Origin of the sequence: Actinoplanes campanulatus, from assembly GCF_014647795.1 — a bacterium.
Classification (GTDB): domain Bacteria; phylum Actinomycetota; class Actinomycetes; order Mycobacteriales; family Micromonosporaceae; genus Actinoplanes; species Actinoplanes campanulatus.
In genome coordinates this window covers 149,930-165,391 of the sequence record NZ_BMPW01000022.1, presented here as the reverse complement: position 1 = coordinate 165,391, position 15,462 = coordinate 149,930, and the positions used below count along the sequence as shown (strand labels likewise).

Annotated in this window: 13 protein-coding genes; 7 read left to right on the top strand and 6 right to left on the bottom strand. The window is 71.3% G+C overall.

Annotated elements, in window-relative coordinates; genetic code table 11:
• Positions 1–33 precede the first annotated feature (33 nt).
• Positions 34–1,203, top strand: a complete 1,170-nt coding sequence (locus IEZ13_RS35815; RefSeq protein ID WP_183220058.1) for a 4-hydroxybenzoate 3-monooxygenase — start codon at positions 34–36, stop codon at positions 1,201–1,203.
• Here the strand turns inward: IEZ13_RS35815 and IEZ13_RS35810 are convergent.
• On the bottom strand, positions 1,126–1,725 hold the full coding sequence (locus IEZ13_RS35810; protein ID WP_183220056.1) for a holin: 600 nt from the start codon (positions 1,723–1,725) through the stop codon (positions 1,126–1,128). The two genes, IEZ13_RS35815 and IEZ13_RS35810, sit on opposite strands and share 78 nt — an antisense overlap.
• A gap of 171 nt (positions 1,726–1,896) precedes the next feature.
• On the opposite strand from IEZ13_RS35810, the gene IEZ13_RS35805 reads away from it, so the two are divergent.
• Together IEZ13_RS35805 and IEZ13_RS35800 are read left to right on the top strand one after the other, a co-directional pair.
• Entirely contained in the window at positions 1,897–3,255 is a 1,359-nt protein-coding gene (locus tag IEZ13_RS35805; RefSeq protein WP_183220054.1) for a DedA family protein, read from the top strand.
• Positions 3,252–3,821 (top strand): NAD(P)H-dependent oxidoreductase, encoded by a 570-nt coding sequence (locus IEZ13_RS35800; protein WP_183220052.1) that lies wholly within the window; start codon positions 3,252–3,254, stop codon positions 3,819–3,821. The genes IEZ13_RS35805 and IEZ13_RS35800 overlap by 4 nt, the downstream gene beginning before the upstream one ends.
• A 25-nt stretch (positions 3,822–3,846) precedes the next feature.
• On the opposite strand, the gene IEZ13_RS35795 is transcribed toward IEZ13_RS35800, so the two are convergent.
• Positions 3,847–5,223 (bottom strand): TIGR04013 family B12-binding domain/radical SAM domain-containing protein, encoded by a 1,377-nt coding sequence (locus IEZ13_RS35795; RefSeq protein ID WP_183220050.1) that lies wholly within the window; start codon positions 5,221–5,223, stop codon positions 3,847–3,849.
• 311 nt (positions 5,224–5,534) lie between these two features.
• Here IEZ13_RS35795 and IEZ13_RS35790 point away from each other — a divergent pair, with 311 nt between their 5' ends.
• Positions 5,535–6,203: a hypothetical protein gene (locus IEZ13_RS35790; RefSeq protein ID WP_183220048.1), complete on the top strand. Its 669-nt coding sequence runs from the start codon at positions 5,535–5,537 to the stop codon at positions 6,201–6,203.
• A 105-nt stretch (positions 6,204–6,308) separates the two neighbouring features.
• Here the strand turns inward: IEZ13_RS35790 and IEZ13_RS35785 are convergent, their stop codons facing one another.
• Both IEZ13_RS35785 and IEZ13_RS35780 read right to left on the bottom strand, forming a co-directional pair.
• Positions 6,309–6,470 carry a hypothetical protein gene (locus IEZ13_RS35785; protein WP_183220046.1) on the bottom strand — a complete coding sequence of 54 codons (162 nt, stop codon included), beginning with the start codon at positions 6,468–6,470 and terminating at the stop codon, positions 6,309–6,311.
• A 421-nt stretch (positions 6,471–6,891) separates the two neighbouring features.
• A complete protein-coding gene (locus IEZ13_RS35780; protein ID WP_183220043.1) occupies positions 6,892–8,667 on the bottom strand; it encodes a CocE/NonD family hydrolase in 1,776 nt (591 codons plus the stop codon).
• A 106-nt stretch (positions 8,668–8,773) separates the two neighbouring features.
• On the opposite strand from IEZ13_RS35780, the gene IEZ13_RS35775 reads away from it, so the two are divergent.
• A complete protein-coding gene (locus IEZ13_RS35775) occupies positions 8,774–10,783 on the top strand; it encodes a M6 family metalloprotease domain-containing protein (RefSeq protein WP_183220041.1) in 2,010 nt (669 codons plus the stop codon).
• Between the two features lie 12 nt (positions 10,784–10,795).
• Here IEZ13_RS35775 and IEZ13_RS35770 read toward each other — a convergent pair whose 3' ends face one another.
• Together IEZ13_RS35770 and IEZ13_RS35765 are read right to left on the bottom strand one after the other, a co-directional pair.
• A complete protein-coding gene (locus IEZ13_RS35770; RefSeq protein ID WP_183220039.1) occupies positions 10,796–12,346 on the bottom strand; it encodes a glycerol-3-phosphate dehydrogenase/oxidase in 1,551 nt (516 codons plus the stop codon).
• Positions 12,343–12,936: a TetR/AcrR family transcriptional regulator gene (locus tag IEZ13_RS35765; protein WP_183220037.1), complete on the bottom strand. Its 594-nt coding sequence runs from the start codon at positions 12,934–12,936 to the stop codon at positions 12,343–12,345. Before IEZ13_RS35765 ends, IEZ13_RS35770 begins: the two co-directional genes overlap by 4 nt.
• A 17-nt stretch (positions 12,937–12,953) precedes the next feature.
• On the opposite strand from IEZ13_RS35765, the gene IEZ13_RS35760 reads away from it, so the two are divergent.
• The gene (locus IEZ13_RS35760; RefSeq protein WP_183220035.1) at positions 12,954–14,516 is read left to right on the top strand and encodes an FAD-binding oxidoreductase; all 1,563 of its coding nucleotides are present in this window, start codon (positions 12,954–12,956) and stop codon (positions 14,514–14,516) included.
• Positions 14,513–15,391 (top strand): diacylglycerol/lipid kinase family protein, encoded by an 879-nt coding sequence (locus IEZ13_RS35755; protein ID WP_183220033.1) that lies wholly within the window; start codon positions 14,513–14,515, stop codon positions 15,389–15,391. The genes IEZ13_RS35760 and IEZ13_RS35755 overlap by 4 nt, the downstream gene beginning before the upstream one ends.
• Positions 15,392–15,462: the final 71 nt, after the last annotated feature.

The window sequence follows — 15,462 nt, the reverse complement described above, 5'->3', positions numbered from 1 at the left end:
TGTCCCGGCGGTTCGGGACTGAACGCTGGGGGCATGCGTACCCAGGTCGCCATCATCGGCGCCGGCCCGGCCGGACTTCTGCTCTCCCACCTCCTCGCCCGGGGCGGGGTCGAATCGGTGGTCCTCGAGACCCGCTCCGAGGAGTACGTCGCGGCCCGGATCCGGGCCGGCATCCTGGAGCACTCCAGCGTCGAGCTGCTGGAGTCGGTGGGGCTCGGATCCCGGCTGCGGGCCGAGGGTGACCAGCACCGGGGCATCTACCTCCAGTGGCCGGGCGAGCGGCACCACCTCGACTTCGTCGACCTGACCGGGCGCAGCGTGTGGGTCTACGGGCAGACCGAGGTACAGAAGGACCTGATCGCGGCCCGTCATGCCGACGGTCAGGAGATCCACTACGAGGTCTCCGACGTCTCGCTGCACGATGTCGAGTCGGACCAACCCTATGTGACATTCACCGATAAGAACGGACTTATCTGTCGCTTGGACGCTCTTTACCTGGCCGGCTGCGACGGCTCGTTCGGGCCCAGCCGCCAGGCCGTGCCCGCCGCCGAGACCTACGAGAAGGTCTACCCCTACTCCTGGTTCGGGATCCTCGCCGACGTCGCGCCCTCGACCGACGAGCTGATCTACGCCTGGCATCCGAACGGCTTCGCCCTGCACTCGATGCGGTCGGCGAGCGTCAGCCGCCTCTATCTCCAGGTCCCCAACGGCACGGACCCGCGGTCCTGGTCCGACGACCGGATCTGGGAGGAGCTGTCCACCCGGCTCGGGCACGGGCAGAACGGCTGGAAGCTCAACCCCGGCCCGATCACCGACCGGAGCGTCCTGCCGATGCGCAGCTACGTGCAGACACCGATGCGGCACGGCAACCTGTTCCTGGCCGGCGACGCGGCACACATCGTCCCGCCGACCGGCGCCAAGGGGCTCAACCTGGCGATCGCCGACGTGGCACTGCTCAGCAGGGCGCTCGTCGCGTCACTGAGAGAGAAGAACCCGGCGCTCGCCGACCGGTACTCGGACGACGCGCAGCGCCGGGTCTGGCGGTGCACGCACTTCTCCTGGTGGATGACGACGATGCTGCACGTCTCGGACGACCCGTTCGACGCCGAGTTGCAGCTCTCGCAGCTACGCTGGGTCGCCGGCAGCCGGGCCGGAGCCACCGGCCTCGCCGAGAACTACGCCGGGCTTCCCATCGGGTACTGACCCGCCGTCCGGCGGGTCGGTGGCCGCGATGGTCGGCGGCGGCGGAGCGTGGTCGACGGCCTCCCGGTAGGTGCCGGTCGGCAGGGTGGACGGGCTGGCGCCGGGCGGGACCTGCCCATTCGGTGCGGCCGGCTCCCGGGCCAGCAGACCCTTGGCCAGCGACGCGACGGTGGCCAGGAACGCCACGTTCAGCGCGGCGTCCCAGTCGAAGGCGGTGACGTCGAAGACGCCGGCCGTCATCACGCCGGCCAGCGACGACAGGAAGGTCTTCACGAGCCGGACCAGCAGGTCGGGCCAGAAGGCCAGGTTGGTCATCTTCGACAGGTACTGCACCCCGGTGAGGATCACCGAGGAGATGAACGCGCCGATCGCGATGGTGACCGAGTACTTCCATGGCAGCTCGGTGACCGAGCTGACACCTCCGGCCAGCAGTGTCGCGATGAACACCTGCCCGGCGGACCAGCCGGCCCGCTCCAGGAAATCGAGTAAAACTGCACGCCACTTGGGCACAACCTGTGTCATGACATCGACGGTTCTCGCTTGATAGATCAGTGGGAATCAGCTGAACGGATTAGTTCGCCGCATCCCACCCCGCAAGAGATATCGGTGTAGCCCTAAGGAGCATCACGGATCCACCGCTACGGTCTTTGCCATAGCGTCCACATTGTCGGCCAGACCTGGGGGATTCGATCGATGCGGTGGCTCAACGACCTGCTCGGCGACTTGCCGTGGGCACTCGTCTGTCTCGTCGTCGGCGTGCTGGTCACGGCTGAGACGGCACTGCTCGCCGGACTGGTGCTGCCGGCCGCCACCGCCCTCGTCGCGATGGGCCTGCTCGCCAACGCCGGGGTCGTACCGGTCGGCCCGGCCCTGCTCACCGCGGTCGCGGCCGCGGTGATCGGCGGCAACATCGCCTTCCGGCGGGCCGGGACCGCGCCGGCCACCGGCAAACAGCGCGCCTGGGACCGGGCCGAGAAACTCTTCCAGCGGCACGGCGGACGGGCCGTCTTCCTGGGCCAGTGGGTGGTGGGGGCACGAACCCTGATGCCGCGACTGGCCGCACGCAACGGCGTACCCCGAAAGATCTTCATGGCCTGGCACACGCCGGCGGCGATTTCCTGGGCCCTGTGGATGGTCGGCGCGAGCTACGCGGCCGGAGCCTCCTACGACGTGCTTGCGGCGCGCGCCGGGCGCGCCGCGGGCGCGCTGGCCGCCCTGACGGTGCTCGTTCTCGGTCTGACACTGGCGGGCCGCTTGTTCGGAAGACACCCCGATCCGGTACGCGCGGTCGCGCGCCGTTTCCGTCCGAAGCCGCTGCCGGCCGGCACCGCCACGGCGGTGAGCCTCGTCCTGCTCGTCGCGCTGGCGTTCCTGCTGATCGCGGTGATCCCGCCGGTGGTGCGGTTCAGCGGGCTGTCCGCGGTCGACGAGACGGTGGCCGCCTGGGCCCGATCCCAGTGGACCTCCGACGGCTACTTCGCCGCCCTCCAGATCGCCACCTCCCTGGTCCCCGAGATCCTGGTGATCCTGGCTCTGGTCATCGCCCTCGCCCGGTGGTGCTGGCGCGGGTTCGACCTGCGCGCCTTCTTCCCCGAGGTGCTCGGCCCGATCCTGCCCGCCGTCGTCCTCGCCGTCGTGCTGGCCGCCACCGCCGACCCCGGCCGGCGAACCACCGGCGACATCCCGTTCCCGCCGGCCGGCGAACTCGACGGATCGCTGCCCCTGGACGCCCAGGTGATCGCGGTGCACAGCATGCCCGCCGGGCAGACCGCACAGGTGGCGGCCGCGGCCGGGCTGCTCGCCTGGGTGGTCGTGCGTGGGCTGCCGTGGAAGTGGCGGGTCACCGTCTGGACGCTGGCGACCGGGTACACGCTGGTCTGCGCCGGCTCGTGGGTCTACCTGAACTGGAGCGACACCAGCGTGACCGTGGCGGCGGTGGTCCTCGGAGTCGCCTGGGCCGCCGTCAACGCGGCCGTCTGGTCCAGCCGGGCCGAGGGTGACACGCCCGAACCGCGGCCGGAGCCGGCGGCCCTGTCAGAATCCACGGTGTGAGCCCGGTTCATGTCGTCTACGCCCATCCGGACCCGGCGAGCTTCACCCGGGAGGTGCTGGACGCGTTCGTGGGCGGGCTTTCGTCGTACACCGTCTCGGATCTTTATGGGTCCGGTTTTCAGCCCGTCCTGAGCGCCGCCGAGTACGCGCGGCCGGCCTCCGATCCCGTGCCCTCCGACGTGGCCGCGGAACAGGAGTCTCTTGACGCGGCCGAGGTATGGGCGTTCGTCTACCCGGTGTGGTGGGCGGACTGCCCGGCCATGCTGAAAGGCTGGTTCGACCGGGTGTGGACGGTCGGGTGGGCGTACAAGCCGGGGTGGGGGCGGGTGGCGCGGCGAGCGGTCGTGCTCTGCACCGCCGGCTACACCGTCGCCGAACTGGAGAAATCCGGCGTCCACCAGGCGATGCGGACCGCCATGCTCACCGACCGCATCGGCGCGCGGGCATCCTCGTCCGACTTCGTCGTCCTGGGCGGGTCGGTCCTGGCCGGGAGCGACCCCGCCGGGTGGGCGTCGCTGAAGGCCGACCACCTGGCCCACGCCGCTGCACTGGCCCGCTCCCTCTGAGCGGCTCTCTTTTGAATGGCGCGTTTCAGCAGGTCGCGCAGCCGTCGGTGGGCTTCGTCGCGGCCGGCACCGTACTTGCGGTCGGCACCGTGCTTGCGGCCGGCACCGTCGGGAGGATCGTGCGGCTGCGGCCCGGCCGCGGATACGCCTCCGCGGCGGCCGCCAGCCGGGCCGCGTGGTCACGCTGCTTCTGCCAGTGGCCGTAGAGTGCGCCGCGCCGCGACAGTCGATCCACCTCGCGGATCGTCTCCGGGTCGACGTCACCGGGCGGAGCGTCACGCCACGGGGTCCCCGGCAGCGGCATGAAGGTGTGCGCGTGAATCCGGGCGCCCAGGTCGGCGAGCTCCCGGGCCAGGGTCAGCGAGTCGTTGACGTCGTCCTCGTTCTCGCCCGGCATCCCGAAAATCATGTCGACGTTGATCCGGAAGCCCTCCTCGATGCCGAGCCGCGCGGCTCGCATCACCTCCTCGACGCCGTGACCCCGCTTGGCCGCGTCGAGAACCCGGTCGGAGCCGGACTGCGCCCCCACGATGATGTTGTTGTTGTCGCAGTACTTCTTGACCAGCCGCAACGCTTCCCGGCTGACGTGCTCGGGCCGGATCTCACTCGGAAACGACCCGAAGAAGACCCGCCCGTTCGGCCCGATCCCCTCCCGGCACGACGCCAGCAACTCCTCCACGGCGTCCAGGTTCGGCTCGTCCGTCTGGCTCCCGTAACTCAACGCCGTCGGCGTGATGAACCGGACATCCCGCAGCCCACGAGCCCGCATCTGGTCGACGTGCCACCGAACGTTCTGGATGCTCCGATGCCGGAACTTCGCCGAGAACATGAACGGGGTCTGGCAGAACCTGCAGGCGTAGATGCAGCCTCTCGTAATTTCGAGAGCGTTGAATTTGTCCCACTTCAGGGCGAAGCCGGGGAAGTCGTTGAGATCGCGTTGCTTGGCCTTGCCGGTCCTGATCAGCGTGCCGGTAGCGTCGCGGTAGGCCAGGCCGGTGATCCCCCTCGGGTCACCCTTCGCGTCGACCAGAGACAGCAAGGTCGACTCGCCCTCACCGATCGCCGCCATGTCCCAGCCCGCATCGAGCGTCTGCACCGGCTCGGCGGTGGCGTGCACGCCACCGGCCAGATGAGTCACGTTCGGGCCGTCGGCCAGCGCCCGGATCTGCTTCAGCTCCTCAGCGAGAGCCGCGGCATCCGGTGAATAGAACGACCAGAGGACGAGGGTACGGACATCGCCCGCCTCCCGGATGTGACGGGCCGTCTCCTCAGCGCCCTCCCCGAAACGCACCTCGTACCGGGTGGCGGTCTCGTGCTGACCCAGCGCACCGAGCAGCACGTGGAAGCCGTACGTCACCGCCTTGCGATAGCGCAGCACCAGGACCAGTTCGGGACCACTCATGCGGCGATTTTGTCAGCCGCGGGATCCGCGCCACGGCCGAGGCCGCCTCCGACACTCGGCATCGCCGCCGGGTGAGGGTGGTACGGCCCGGACCTCGGTCGCGGGCCGGGCCGGCCGGTTGCACGATGGGGCAGTGGCCGGCGATCAGCAGCCGGGCGGCAGGACTCGGCGGACGCGGTACGCATCGAGACGGCCATCCGAGGTGTTTCCCGCCGCCCCTTGGGGCATGTTCCGCCATACGCCGCTCGAGGGCGGCAACGCGGGTAGAGCGGAGCATGAAACCATTCGCGAGACGGCGGAAAGGGACAGCGGTGTCGACGATTGCCATGTTCGTCTTCAGCTTGGTTCAGGCCGCCTTGCTGCTGGCTGTGGTGCTGCTGGGGATCGCTGCCCGCCGTCAACGCGAACTCGCCGACAGGCAGGCGGAACACGGCGGGTCGGTGTTCATCACCGATGAGGTGGACGTGGCGGCTGCCGACGTCGAGTTGGCCACTGCGGCAGCGCAGCGGGCGCTGGACGAGGCCGACCAGGCACATGACCGGGCCCTGTGGGCATCCACGACACGCGACATTGCGGAGCTGCGCCACCGGCAGGTACTCAGACAGGCCGAAGCGGCCGGCCGAACTCATCAGCTCGTGCAGCGCGCGGCTCTGAACGCATACCAGCGTGGACAGCTGTCCGTTGGCGAACTCAACCTGATCTGGCGGCACGCTCACACTACGGCGGAATCCACGCAGACCCCCGCCGCGGTGCCGCTCGGGTGGGAGTTGCGGGTGCTCGAGTCCCGGCGACGCTACGAGCAGGCCGCGGCCGCCGCGGCACAGGCCGAGGAAGAGGCTCAGCAGACGGCCGCCACCGCCGCTGCTCTCGCCGATGACATGCGGGCCGCCGAGTTGCGCCTGTCGGCGGCGCAGCGATCTGCGAACATCGGTCTGGTCGGCCTCCTACGGGCGACCTGGGCCGACCCGGTCACTCGTTGATGGCATGAAAGCCTCGGTCAGACCCGCCGGCGCCGCGGCGTCCACGACGCCATGCGCGCCGGCCTGAGCCGCTGGAGCAGCCCAGGCCGGCGATCCTGCCCTGGCTCAGTGTTTACGGGTACAGCCGCAGCGGCACCGGTGATGCTTGACGAGTGCGAAGACCGCTGCCCAGAGGCTTAGAGCGGCGGCGGCGAATTTCACCAGCACGGAGAGCTGGGGCAGCCACGGCAACACCTCGTGCAAGACGGAAAGGATCAGCAGCCGCATCGGCAACTCCTTGGTCAGAGAACCATCAGTTGGCCGGGAAGCTAGGAACGGCAGCTGCCCGCCCGGAGCGGCCAAGGTGAACGTGAGGTAAACGCCCTGGTCAGGCAGGTAAGCGCTGACGGCGTTCGCTGCCGGCCGGTTTCGCCGATGCGGGCGTTTTACCCGGTCACAGGGCTCATGCAGGGCCAGGGTCCGGCGTTCCAGCGAAGTTACGACGACGCGGGTTGGACGCCTGGATGCCGTGGACAGCACCGGTGTCCTTGTCGGCGGGTGGCTGTGGCCAGTAGCCGGTGAAGTTGTCCGTGGAACGGGACACGTCGCAGCGGTACGCACTTCGGGTGGAGCCGCGACTCGGAGCGACATTCACCGATGAGCTGCCCGGCCGGTCGGGCGGCCGGGCAGTCCACGCGGTGGCGGCTCGTCAGGGTCGGTGGCGCGGGGCGAGCGGGAAGGTTCCCTCGCCGATGTCGGTGAGCGTGCGGGTGTACTGCCTCAGGTAGGTGTCGAGGAACGGCGACCGGTCACCCTGGGTCGGCACGTCGAGCCGCGGATTCTGCAACGGGAGGTTCAGCCGTGCGCGGGTGATCTCGATCGTGTTGCCGCTGGGGGTGTCGCGCCAGTTCCCGCTACCGATCGTCCCGATCTGCACACCCAGCTGGTGGCCCACCTCGAAAGTCCAGTCCGTGGACTTCAGGTCGAACGCCACCCGGCCCGCTCGTTCGATCAGCGCTACGTTCTCGTCGAACATCACCGCGGTCCCGTCCGGGGCGACGTCCCACAGCCGCACCATGACATTGCCCAGCGCGCTCGCGTGCAATGTGATCCGCGGGGTGGCGGTGATCCGCAGTCGCGACTCGACCGGCGTGGACCAGGTGAAATAGCTGCCCGCGGCCGCCTGCGCGAGACCCTTGGCGGCGGTCGGAGCGGGATCCGTGTAGTGCTCCATGTCCCACTCCTGACCGGCGGGCGCGGCCAGCGTCGAGGCGATTCCGTCATCGACGTACTGCCCGTCGACCAGGGCCGCGCTGGTGGCGGAGGACGGCGTCGGCCAGGTCGGCTGGGCGCGCCACGCGCCGGTGTTGTCCTCGACGGCGTAGGCCGGGTCGTGCACCGCCGGGCGGATGCCCTTCAGGTAGCGGTCGTAGAAGCGCATGACCTCGTCGAAGAACCCGGCGCGACCCATGAGCAGCTGACCCTGATTGTTGGTCTCGTTGCCGCGGACGTGCTCCCACTGCCCCAGCCAGCCCCGCTCGACGCCGTGGTGGTTGTCGAGGAATTCCTGCATGTCCTCGGGCTTGGTGTTGTTCTCGATGAATCCCTGCGTGACGAAGAGCGGGGTGTTCGTGCCCTTGGCCTGGGCGGCGAGGTTCCGTGCGCGCCAGTAGGACGAGTCCGGGTCGGGATTGTTGTTGTTCGTGAGGTTGTCGGCGAGGCACTCGGGGTGGCTCTGTTCGTACGCCGCGTTGGCCTTGTAGCGACCGGTGTCGTCGGCTAGCGGCGCCATCGTGGCGATGCCGTTGTAGGCGTTCGGAGTGCCGGTCACGTTGGGACGGGGAACCCCGTTGCTGAACAGGTAGTTGTACATGTCCCACACCGGCTCCTGAGCCACGACGGCTTTCAGGGCGGGCAGGCGCAGATTGTTGCCGACGAGCCCGGTGACGGCGTCGTACGACTTGCCATACATGCCCACTTTGCCGGTCGACCACGGTTGAGTCGCCGCCCACTGGATCGCGGCCTTGACGTCGGCCTGCTCACCCGGGCCCACCCAGTCGAGGCAGCCGGTGCTTCCGCCGAAGCCACGCAGGTCGACCATGACGTAGGTGTAGCCGCGGGCGAAGAGGCCCGTGCCGCTGGTGAAGTCCGCGAAGCGGCTGGACGGGCCGGTACGGGTCCACCCCTCCGGTCCGGTCTGGCCCGCGTGGCTGAAGTACGAGCTGACGGCGAGGATCACCGGCGTCCGGGCGCGCGACGGCAGGTGCGCCGGCCGCAGGACGTCCGCGTGGAGCTCGACGCCGCTGTTGTCGGTGGACGGGAAGTAGGCTTCCGTCCACACCGCGCCCTCCGGTACGCGGGGGTTCTCCTCGTGGGTGACGCCCAGCGGCGAGACAGCGGCGGCGGTCGCCGGGCCACCTACCGCGAGAGTGGCAACCGTGATCAGCGCGCCAGCGGCTGCTGCTGCCCGTCTGCGTAAACTCATCCGACCCCCAAACATCGAACATCATCTTTACCGTCCCTGACGCTAGCGTGCCGGCGTGCCGGATCAACCCATTGAGAGGAGTCGATAAATTTGCCAGGATGGCGCCATGACGACGGGGCGACGGTTGTTCTCGGCACTGTCCGTAGCGGCGCTCGTGGTGGCCGGCGCCTTCAACGCCGCACCGGCGACGGCCACGCCACCGGCCGGGGACCCGGACACACCGTGGCGCATGCGGCACTGGCCCCGGACCCAGCCCTGGCAGCTGGACGAGGCGGTCACCCTGGGCGGCCCGGCCGGCGCGCCGCAGCCGATCGACCCCCAGCGGTACGAGCTGCCGGACACGATGACCTGGGACGACTACCGGGCTGTGCCGGGCACCGACTGGGCCGACCCGGCGGTGCGCGGCTCGGAACGCACCTTCAACGGGGCGCTGGTGCTGGTCGACTACCCGAACCAGCCGTTCGTGGTCACGCAACCGGCGAACTCGACGATCTACGGAAACCCGTCCGGCGTACAGAATCTGGACCGCTCCGAAGTGCCGGCGTTCTACCGGGACTTTCTGAACAAGCCGGGGACGCTCAACCGGGGGCACACCATCCACGAATATTGGATGGAGGACTCGAACGGGCGCTTCGGCATCGACCTGAGCGCGTTCGGTGTGTACCAGATGCCGCACGCGAGCCACGAATACGGCATCGAGAACTCCATGCAGCGCGGACTGGGCTGCCCGGCCGACGACGTGTGCGGGCGTGACCTGCGTGCCGACGCGCGCGCCGCCTGGATCGCGGCGATCGGCGAACAGGAGGCGGCCTCGTACGACTTCGTCTTCTTCCTCTCGGCCGGCCAGGACGAGTCGGCCACCTGGCAGGAGTTCGGCCAGATGAAGTTCACCACCAAGGAGGACGTGAGCGACGAGTTCGGCCCGCCGGACGAGTCACTGACGAACTGGAACGCGACCCGCTACGTCGAGTGGACGTCCTGGCAGGCCTCGGCGAACATCTGGCCGAACGCCACCCAGGGCAGCTCACTGCAGGCGGAGAGCTCGGGCATGTCGACGTACGCGCACGAGTTCAGCCACATCCTCGGCATCGGCGACAACTACAACAACCCGTACTCCGTACCGGCGCGCCGCGACTACAGCGGACCGTGGGAGATGCTGAGCCGCGGCACGTTCAACGGCCCCGGCGGACCGCACAGCCGGTGGCTGATCCCGGGAACCGCGGGCTCGTCGATGGGCGCACAGCACATGCTGCGCAACAAGATGAAGCTCGGCATCGTCGACGACACCGCGGTGCTGAAGCTGTCCCGCGACGCTCTCGCCCAGTCCGGCGTCGTGGTGACGCGAGTGACGGCGCGCGCGGTCGATCCCGGCCCTCGCCGGCTGGCCGGCATCAACGTCACCCTGGACGGCGGCGACCGCAGCCCGGCCTGCAACACCGCGACGGATCCGTACTGCGACGGCGGCGGGTACCACAACTACACGCTCGAAGTCGTCGACCGGATGGGCTTCGACTCGTTCACCCCGGGCTCCGGCGTGCTGCTGGCCAAGACGAAGAACGCGGACACCGCGCCGTTCATCTGGACCATCGACGCCAACCCGCAGGACATCGACAAGGTCGACTTCGTGCTGCCGGACGGCACGCCGCAGAAGATGACCATCGGCGACTACCGGCAGCTCTCCGACGCGCTGTTCCACGCCGGCACCGGCTCGGGCAGCCTGTTCGAGTACGCGGACACCGCCAACCGGCTGCACTTCTACGTGCTGGACCGGAAGCGGGACCGGCACGGCGTGCTCTCGTACGAGGTCGCGGTCCGCTCCCTCGACGGCGCCGGGCCGTCCGTCCGCGGTGTGAAGGCGTCGCCGGCCACCGCCCGCCCCGGGCCGTCCGGCTGGGCTCGGTGCACGATTCCGATCCGCAACACCGGCCGGGACGCCGACGTCTTCCGGATCTCCGCGCCGGGGGCAGTACTGCCCCGGGCGGTCGTCGGGGTGGCGGGCCGTCAGCCGGCCTCGGTCGAGGTCCACGTCAAGGGTGTGCCGGCGGTGACGGTCGAGGTCAGGTCGGAGAGCGACCCGGGCGCGACCGCGGTGACCTCCTGCACCGTGCGACGGTGATGGCCTGGCTGCTCAGGCGGTGGTCGCCGCCCTGCCCCGCTCGACCATCGCCTCGGCGGCGGCCCGGGCCCGGGCCCGGTCGGCCGGCACAAGACCGATGCGGGTACGCCGGTCGAGCAGGTCGTCCGCGTCGAGCGCTCCCTCCCGGATGACGCCCCAGAGCAGCTCCGCCCCGGTCACCATGAGACCCTCGGCGACCGGGCGAGCCAGGTCCGGGTCGTGCTCGGCGAGGGCGGCCAGTTCCGCGGCCTCGGTCCCGTACCGGGCGACGAGCCGGGCGGGCGCGCCCAGCCGGGCCAGGTCTTGCGCCGGCGCGGCCCCGACCAGGGGCAGCCGGGCGGTACGGCACCGGCCCACGGGCAGTCCGGCCGCGGTGAGGGCGGCGTCGACGGCATCGCGGGCCATCCGGCGGTATGTGGTCAGTTTGCCGCCGACGACGGTGGTCATCCCGTCCGGCGAGACGCGGACCGCGTGTCGCCGGGACAGGTCCGCCGTGCTTCCGGCGGCGCCGGCGAGCAGTGGCCGCAGGCCGGCGAACGCGCCCACCACGTCGGCGTCCGACAGCGGGGTGTCGAGCACCGTGGCCAGGACGTCGAGCAGGAAGCCCCGCTCGGCGGCGCTCGGCTCGGCGACGTCCGGCACCGGGCCCTCGACCGGCTCGTCGGTCAGCCCGAGATAGCTGTAGCCGTCCGGCTGGGGCAGCACGAAGACGAAGCGGCTCGTGGTACCGGGAACCGGCACGGTGAGGCCGGCGAGTTGCCGGCCGAGGGCGCCGGGGCGCAGCACGAGGTGCGTGCCGCGAGACGGGCGTAGCCGGACCCCCGGGTCGAGCCGGTCCGCCCAGACGCCGGTGGCGTTGACGACCGCGCGGGCATGGAGTTCGTGGTGCTCGCCGGTGAGCGTGTCGAACACGGTGGCGCCCCGGCCGTGCAACTGCTCCACCCGGCACCGGGTGATCACCCGGGCTCCGTGCCCGGCGGCGGTACGAGCCAGCGCGACGACCAGCCGTGCGTCGTCGACGAGCTGGCCGTCCCAGCCGAGCAGGCCACCGCGCAGACCGCTGCGCCGCACCGCCGGGACCAGCCGGTGCACCTCGACCGGCGCGATCCGCCGAGACCGGGGCAGGATGCCGGCCGGAGTGCCGGCCGCGGCCCGCAGCACGTCACCGGCGGCGAAGCCGGCGCGGGCCAGCGCCGCCGGCACGGCGGGCGTCAGCGGGGTCAGCGGCAGCACCGAGGGCAGCGGGCTGACCAGGTGCGGGGCGACGCGGCGCAGCAGCACGTCGCGTTCGGCCGCGCTCTCGTACGCCAGGCCGATGTGGCCGCCGGCCAGGTAGCGCAATCCGCCATGGACGAGTTTGGAGCTCCAGCGGGAGGTGCCGAACGCGAGGTCGTGAGCGTCCACGGCGGCCACGGTGAGCCCGCGGGAGGCGGCGTCGAGGGCGACACCGGCCCCGGTCACGCCCAGGCCCACGACGAGCAGGTCGACGGTCTCGCCGGCGGCCAGCTCGGCGAGGTCACGGGCGCGGCGCGCGGCGGTCAGCGCGGTTGCGGCGGCGGTCACGGCGCCAGGTACCGGTCGAGGAGCAGGCGCAGCTCACTGTCGAGTTCGGCGGAGGTGACCTGGTCGGTCATGGTGCCGATGGAGATGACGAAGCCGTGCAGGGTCAGCAGCAGGCCACGGCCGAGCAGCTCGGGCGCACCGGGCCGGACCGATCCGTCGGCGTGACCCTCGGCGATCGTGACGAGCAGGGCGGCGAGCATCCGGTCCTGGCTGGTGCCGCGCCGGTCCACCAGGTAGGGCAGCAGCACCTCGGGGTCCAGCTCGACGATGCGGCGGAAGACCGGGTGGTCGCGGAGTCGCCGGGCCCCGCCGGTGAGCCCGTCCACCAGGCGCTCGCGGGTGTGCCGGCCGGTGGCGCTCGCCTGCGACTGGAGGGCGAGATCGCCCCACTCCCTGGTCATCAGGTCGGCGACGAGCGTCGCCATGTCGGGCCACCGCCGGTACATCGTCATCCGGGAGACGCCGGCCCGCCGGGCGACGTCGGTCAGCGTGGTGCGGCGCAGCCCCACCGCGAGCACACAGTCGCGCGCCGCGTCGAGAAGAACATCTTCATCTGTACGGCTTCCAAGGGTGTGACGATTCGACGTCATGTGTAACAGTGTAACTCATGAATGAACTGCGCGACGTGGCGCGATGGGGCACCCCCGCCGACGCCGTATCCCTGTCCTCCGGCGTACGCGATCTGCTCAGCGCGGCTCTCGGCGTGACCGACCCCCGCCCCGCGGCCGCGACCGCCGACCTGCCGGCCGGCACCCTGAGCGAGACGGTCCTGAAGGAGCTGCGCTCGGTGTGCCCCACGGTCGCCACCGACGACGAGGCCCGGCTGGCGCACGCCGCCGGCAAATCCACCGACGACCTGCTACGGCTGCGGGCCGGGCAGGCCGGCGACGCCCCGGACGCGGTGGCCCGGCCGACCGCCCAGCAACAGGTGGCCGACCTGCTGGCCGTCTGCTCCCGGCTCCGGGTGGCGGTCGTCCCGTTCGGCGGTGGCACCTCGGTGGTCGGTGGCCTCGCCGCCCGCCGGGAAGGTTTCGCCGGCGTGCTGGCGGTCGACCTCGCCGCTCTCGACCGCCTGGTGCACCTCGACCAGGTCTCGCGGACCGCGACCTTCGAGGCCGGCGTGCGCGCGCCACGGGCCGAGCAGTTGCTGGCCGCCGAGGGTTTCACGCTCGGGCACTTCCCGCAGTCCTTCGAGTACGCCAGCCTCGGCGGCTTCGCCGCGACCCGGTCCAGCGGTCAGGCGTCCGCCGGGTATGGACGGTTCGACCGGATGGTCGTCGGCCTGCGAGCGGCCACCCCGATCGGGCTGCTCGACACCGGCCGGGCCCCGGAGTCGGCCGCCGGCCCCGATCTGCGCCAGCTCCTGCTGGGCTCGGAAGGCGCATTCGGTGTGATCACCGAGCTGACCGTACGGGTACGCCCTGCACCGCAGGCACGCCACTACGCGGGCTGGAGCTTCCCGTCGTTCGACGCCGGCGCCCACGCGGTGCGCGCGCTCGCCCAGGACGGTCCTATGCCTACCGTGCTGCGGCTGTCGGACGAGACCGAGACGGCGATCAACGCGGCGACCGGCGGCCCGCAGGCCGACGGCTGCCTGGCCGTGGTCGGCGTCGAGGGCACCGTCGAGGATGTCGCCGGCCGTACCGCCGCGCTCGAACAGCGGCTGGCCGAGCTCGGCGGCACCCCGCTCGGGACCGGGCCCGGTGAGGCCTGGCAGGAGGGGCGCTTCCGGGCGCCCTACCTGCGTGACGCCCTGCTCGACGCGGGTGCGATCGCCGAGACGCTGGAGACGGCCACGTTCTGGGACCGGCTGCCGGCGACCTACGCCGCCGTGCGTGGCGCCCTGATGGAGAACCTCTCCGGCGCCGGCACGCCGCCGCTGGTGCTGTGCCACATCTCGCACGTGTACGACAGTGGCGCCTCGCTGTACTTCACCGTGGTCGCGGCCCAGGCCGAGGAGCCGGTCGCGCAGTGGCAGGCCGCCAAGGCCGCGGCCAGCGACGCCATCGCCGCCTCGGGCGCCACCATCACCCATCACCACGGCGTCGGCCGTGCACACCGCCCCTGGTACACCCGCGAGATCGGTGATGTCGGCGTGGCCGCGCTGCAGGGCGTGAAACAGGCGCTCGACCCGCACGGCATCCTCAACCCCGGCATCCTGCTGCCGTGAACCGCGACCGGTTCACCGCCGTGGTCAACCCGGCGGCGGGTGCGGGCACGGCGGCCGTCCACGTCACCCGGCTGGCAACCGCGCTGCGGGAGAGCGGGGCCGCGGTGACCGTGTCGTACACCCGCTCGCTCGACCACGCCACCGAGCTCGGCGCCGTGGCCGCCGCCGCGGGACACACCGTCCTGGCGGTCGGCGGCGACGGCGTCGTGGGCGCGGTCGCCGCCGGCCTGGTCGGCTCCGATGCCGAGATGGCGGTCGTGCCCGCCGGGCGGGGCAACGACTTCGCCCGCTGCGCCCCGCTGCCGGCCGATCCGGCCGCTGCCGCTCAGGCGCTGCGTACGCTGCCCGGCCGGCCGATCGACGTGGCGGAGGCGGACGGCCGGGTGGTCGCGGGCAGCGCTTGCATCGGCATCGACGCGGCAGCCAACGACCTGGCGAACCGGCGCCGGCTACCGCGCCACCCGATCGCGTACCAGCTCGCCGGCTTGGCCGTCATCGCCAGGTGGCGCCCGGTGGAGTACACGCTGACCGTGGACGGGCAGACCACCTCGTTCACCGGGCACACCGTCGTGGTGGCCAACGCGCCGTGGTACGGCGGCGGCCTGCGGGTCGCACCGCACGCCCGGCTCGACGACGGCCTGCTGGACATCGTCACCGTCGGGGCCCTGCCGCGAGGCCGGATGCTCAGAGCGCTCGCCGCGCTCCGGCACGGCACCCACCTGGAGCTGCCCGGCATCGAAACCCGCCGAGCCCGGACGGTCACCGTCACGGCCAACCGCCCACTACCGGTGTACGCCGACGGTGAACCGCTCGGGAGCGGCCCCCTCACCGTCTCGGTCCGACCGGGGGACTTGCGGCTCATCGGCGCGCCCTGAACCGCAGACACCGCAGTCCCAGCGCTCGCATCCGAAGTGGACCCTGGTGCTGGTGTGGCATGTCTAGGCTG

Bases quoted from the DNA above. Each gene is read 5' to 3' on its own strand.
- IEZ13_RS35815 (WP_183220058.1), top strand. From the start codon at position 34: ATGCGTACCCAGGTCGCCATCATCGGCGCCGGCCCGGCCGGACTTCTG.
- IEZ13_RS35805 (WP_183220054.1), top strand. From the start codon at position 1,897: ATGCGGTGGCTCAACGACCTGCTCGGCGACTTGCCGTGGGCACTCGTC.
- IEZ13_RS35810 (WP_183220056.1), bottom strand. From the start codon at position 1,725: ATGACACAGGTTGTGCCCAAGTGGCGTGCAGTTTTACTCGATTTCCTG.
- IEZ13_RS35795 (WP_183220050.1), bottom strand. From the start codon at position 5,223: ATGAGTGGTCCCGAACTGGTCCTGGTGCTGCGCTATCGCAAGGCGGTG.
- IEZ13_RS35785 (WP_183220046.1), bottom strand. From the start codon at position 6,470: ATGCGGCTGCTGATCCTTTCCGTCTTGCACGAGGTGTTGCCGTGGCTG.
- IEZ13_RS35765 (WP_183220037.1), bottom strand. From the start codon at position 12,936: ATGACGTCGAATCGTCACACCCTTGGAAGCCGTACAGATGAAGATGTT.
- IEZ13_RS35780 (WP_183220043.1), bottom strand. From the start codon at position 8,667: ATGAGTTTACGCAGACGGGCAGCAGCAGCCGCTGGCGCGCTGATCACG.
- IEZ13_RS35760 (WP_183220035.1), top strand. From the start codon at position 12,954: ATGAATGAACTGCGCGACGTGGCGCGATGGGGCACCCCCGCCGACGCC.
- IEZ13_RS35775 (WP_183220041.1), top strand. From the start codon at position 8,774: ATGACGACGGGGCGACGGTTGTTCTCGGCACTGTCCGTAGCGGCGCTC.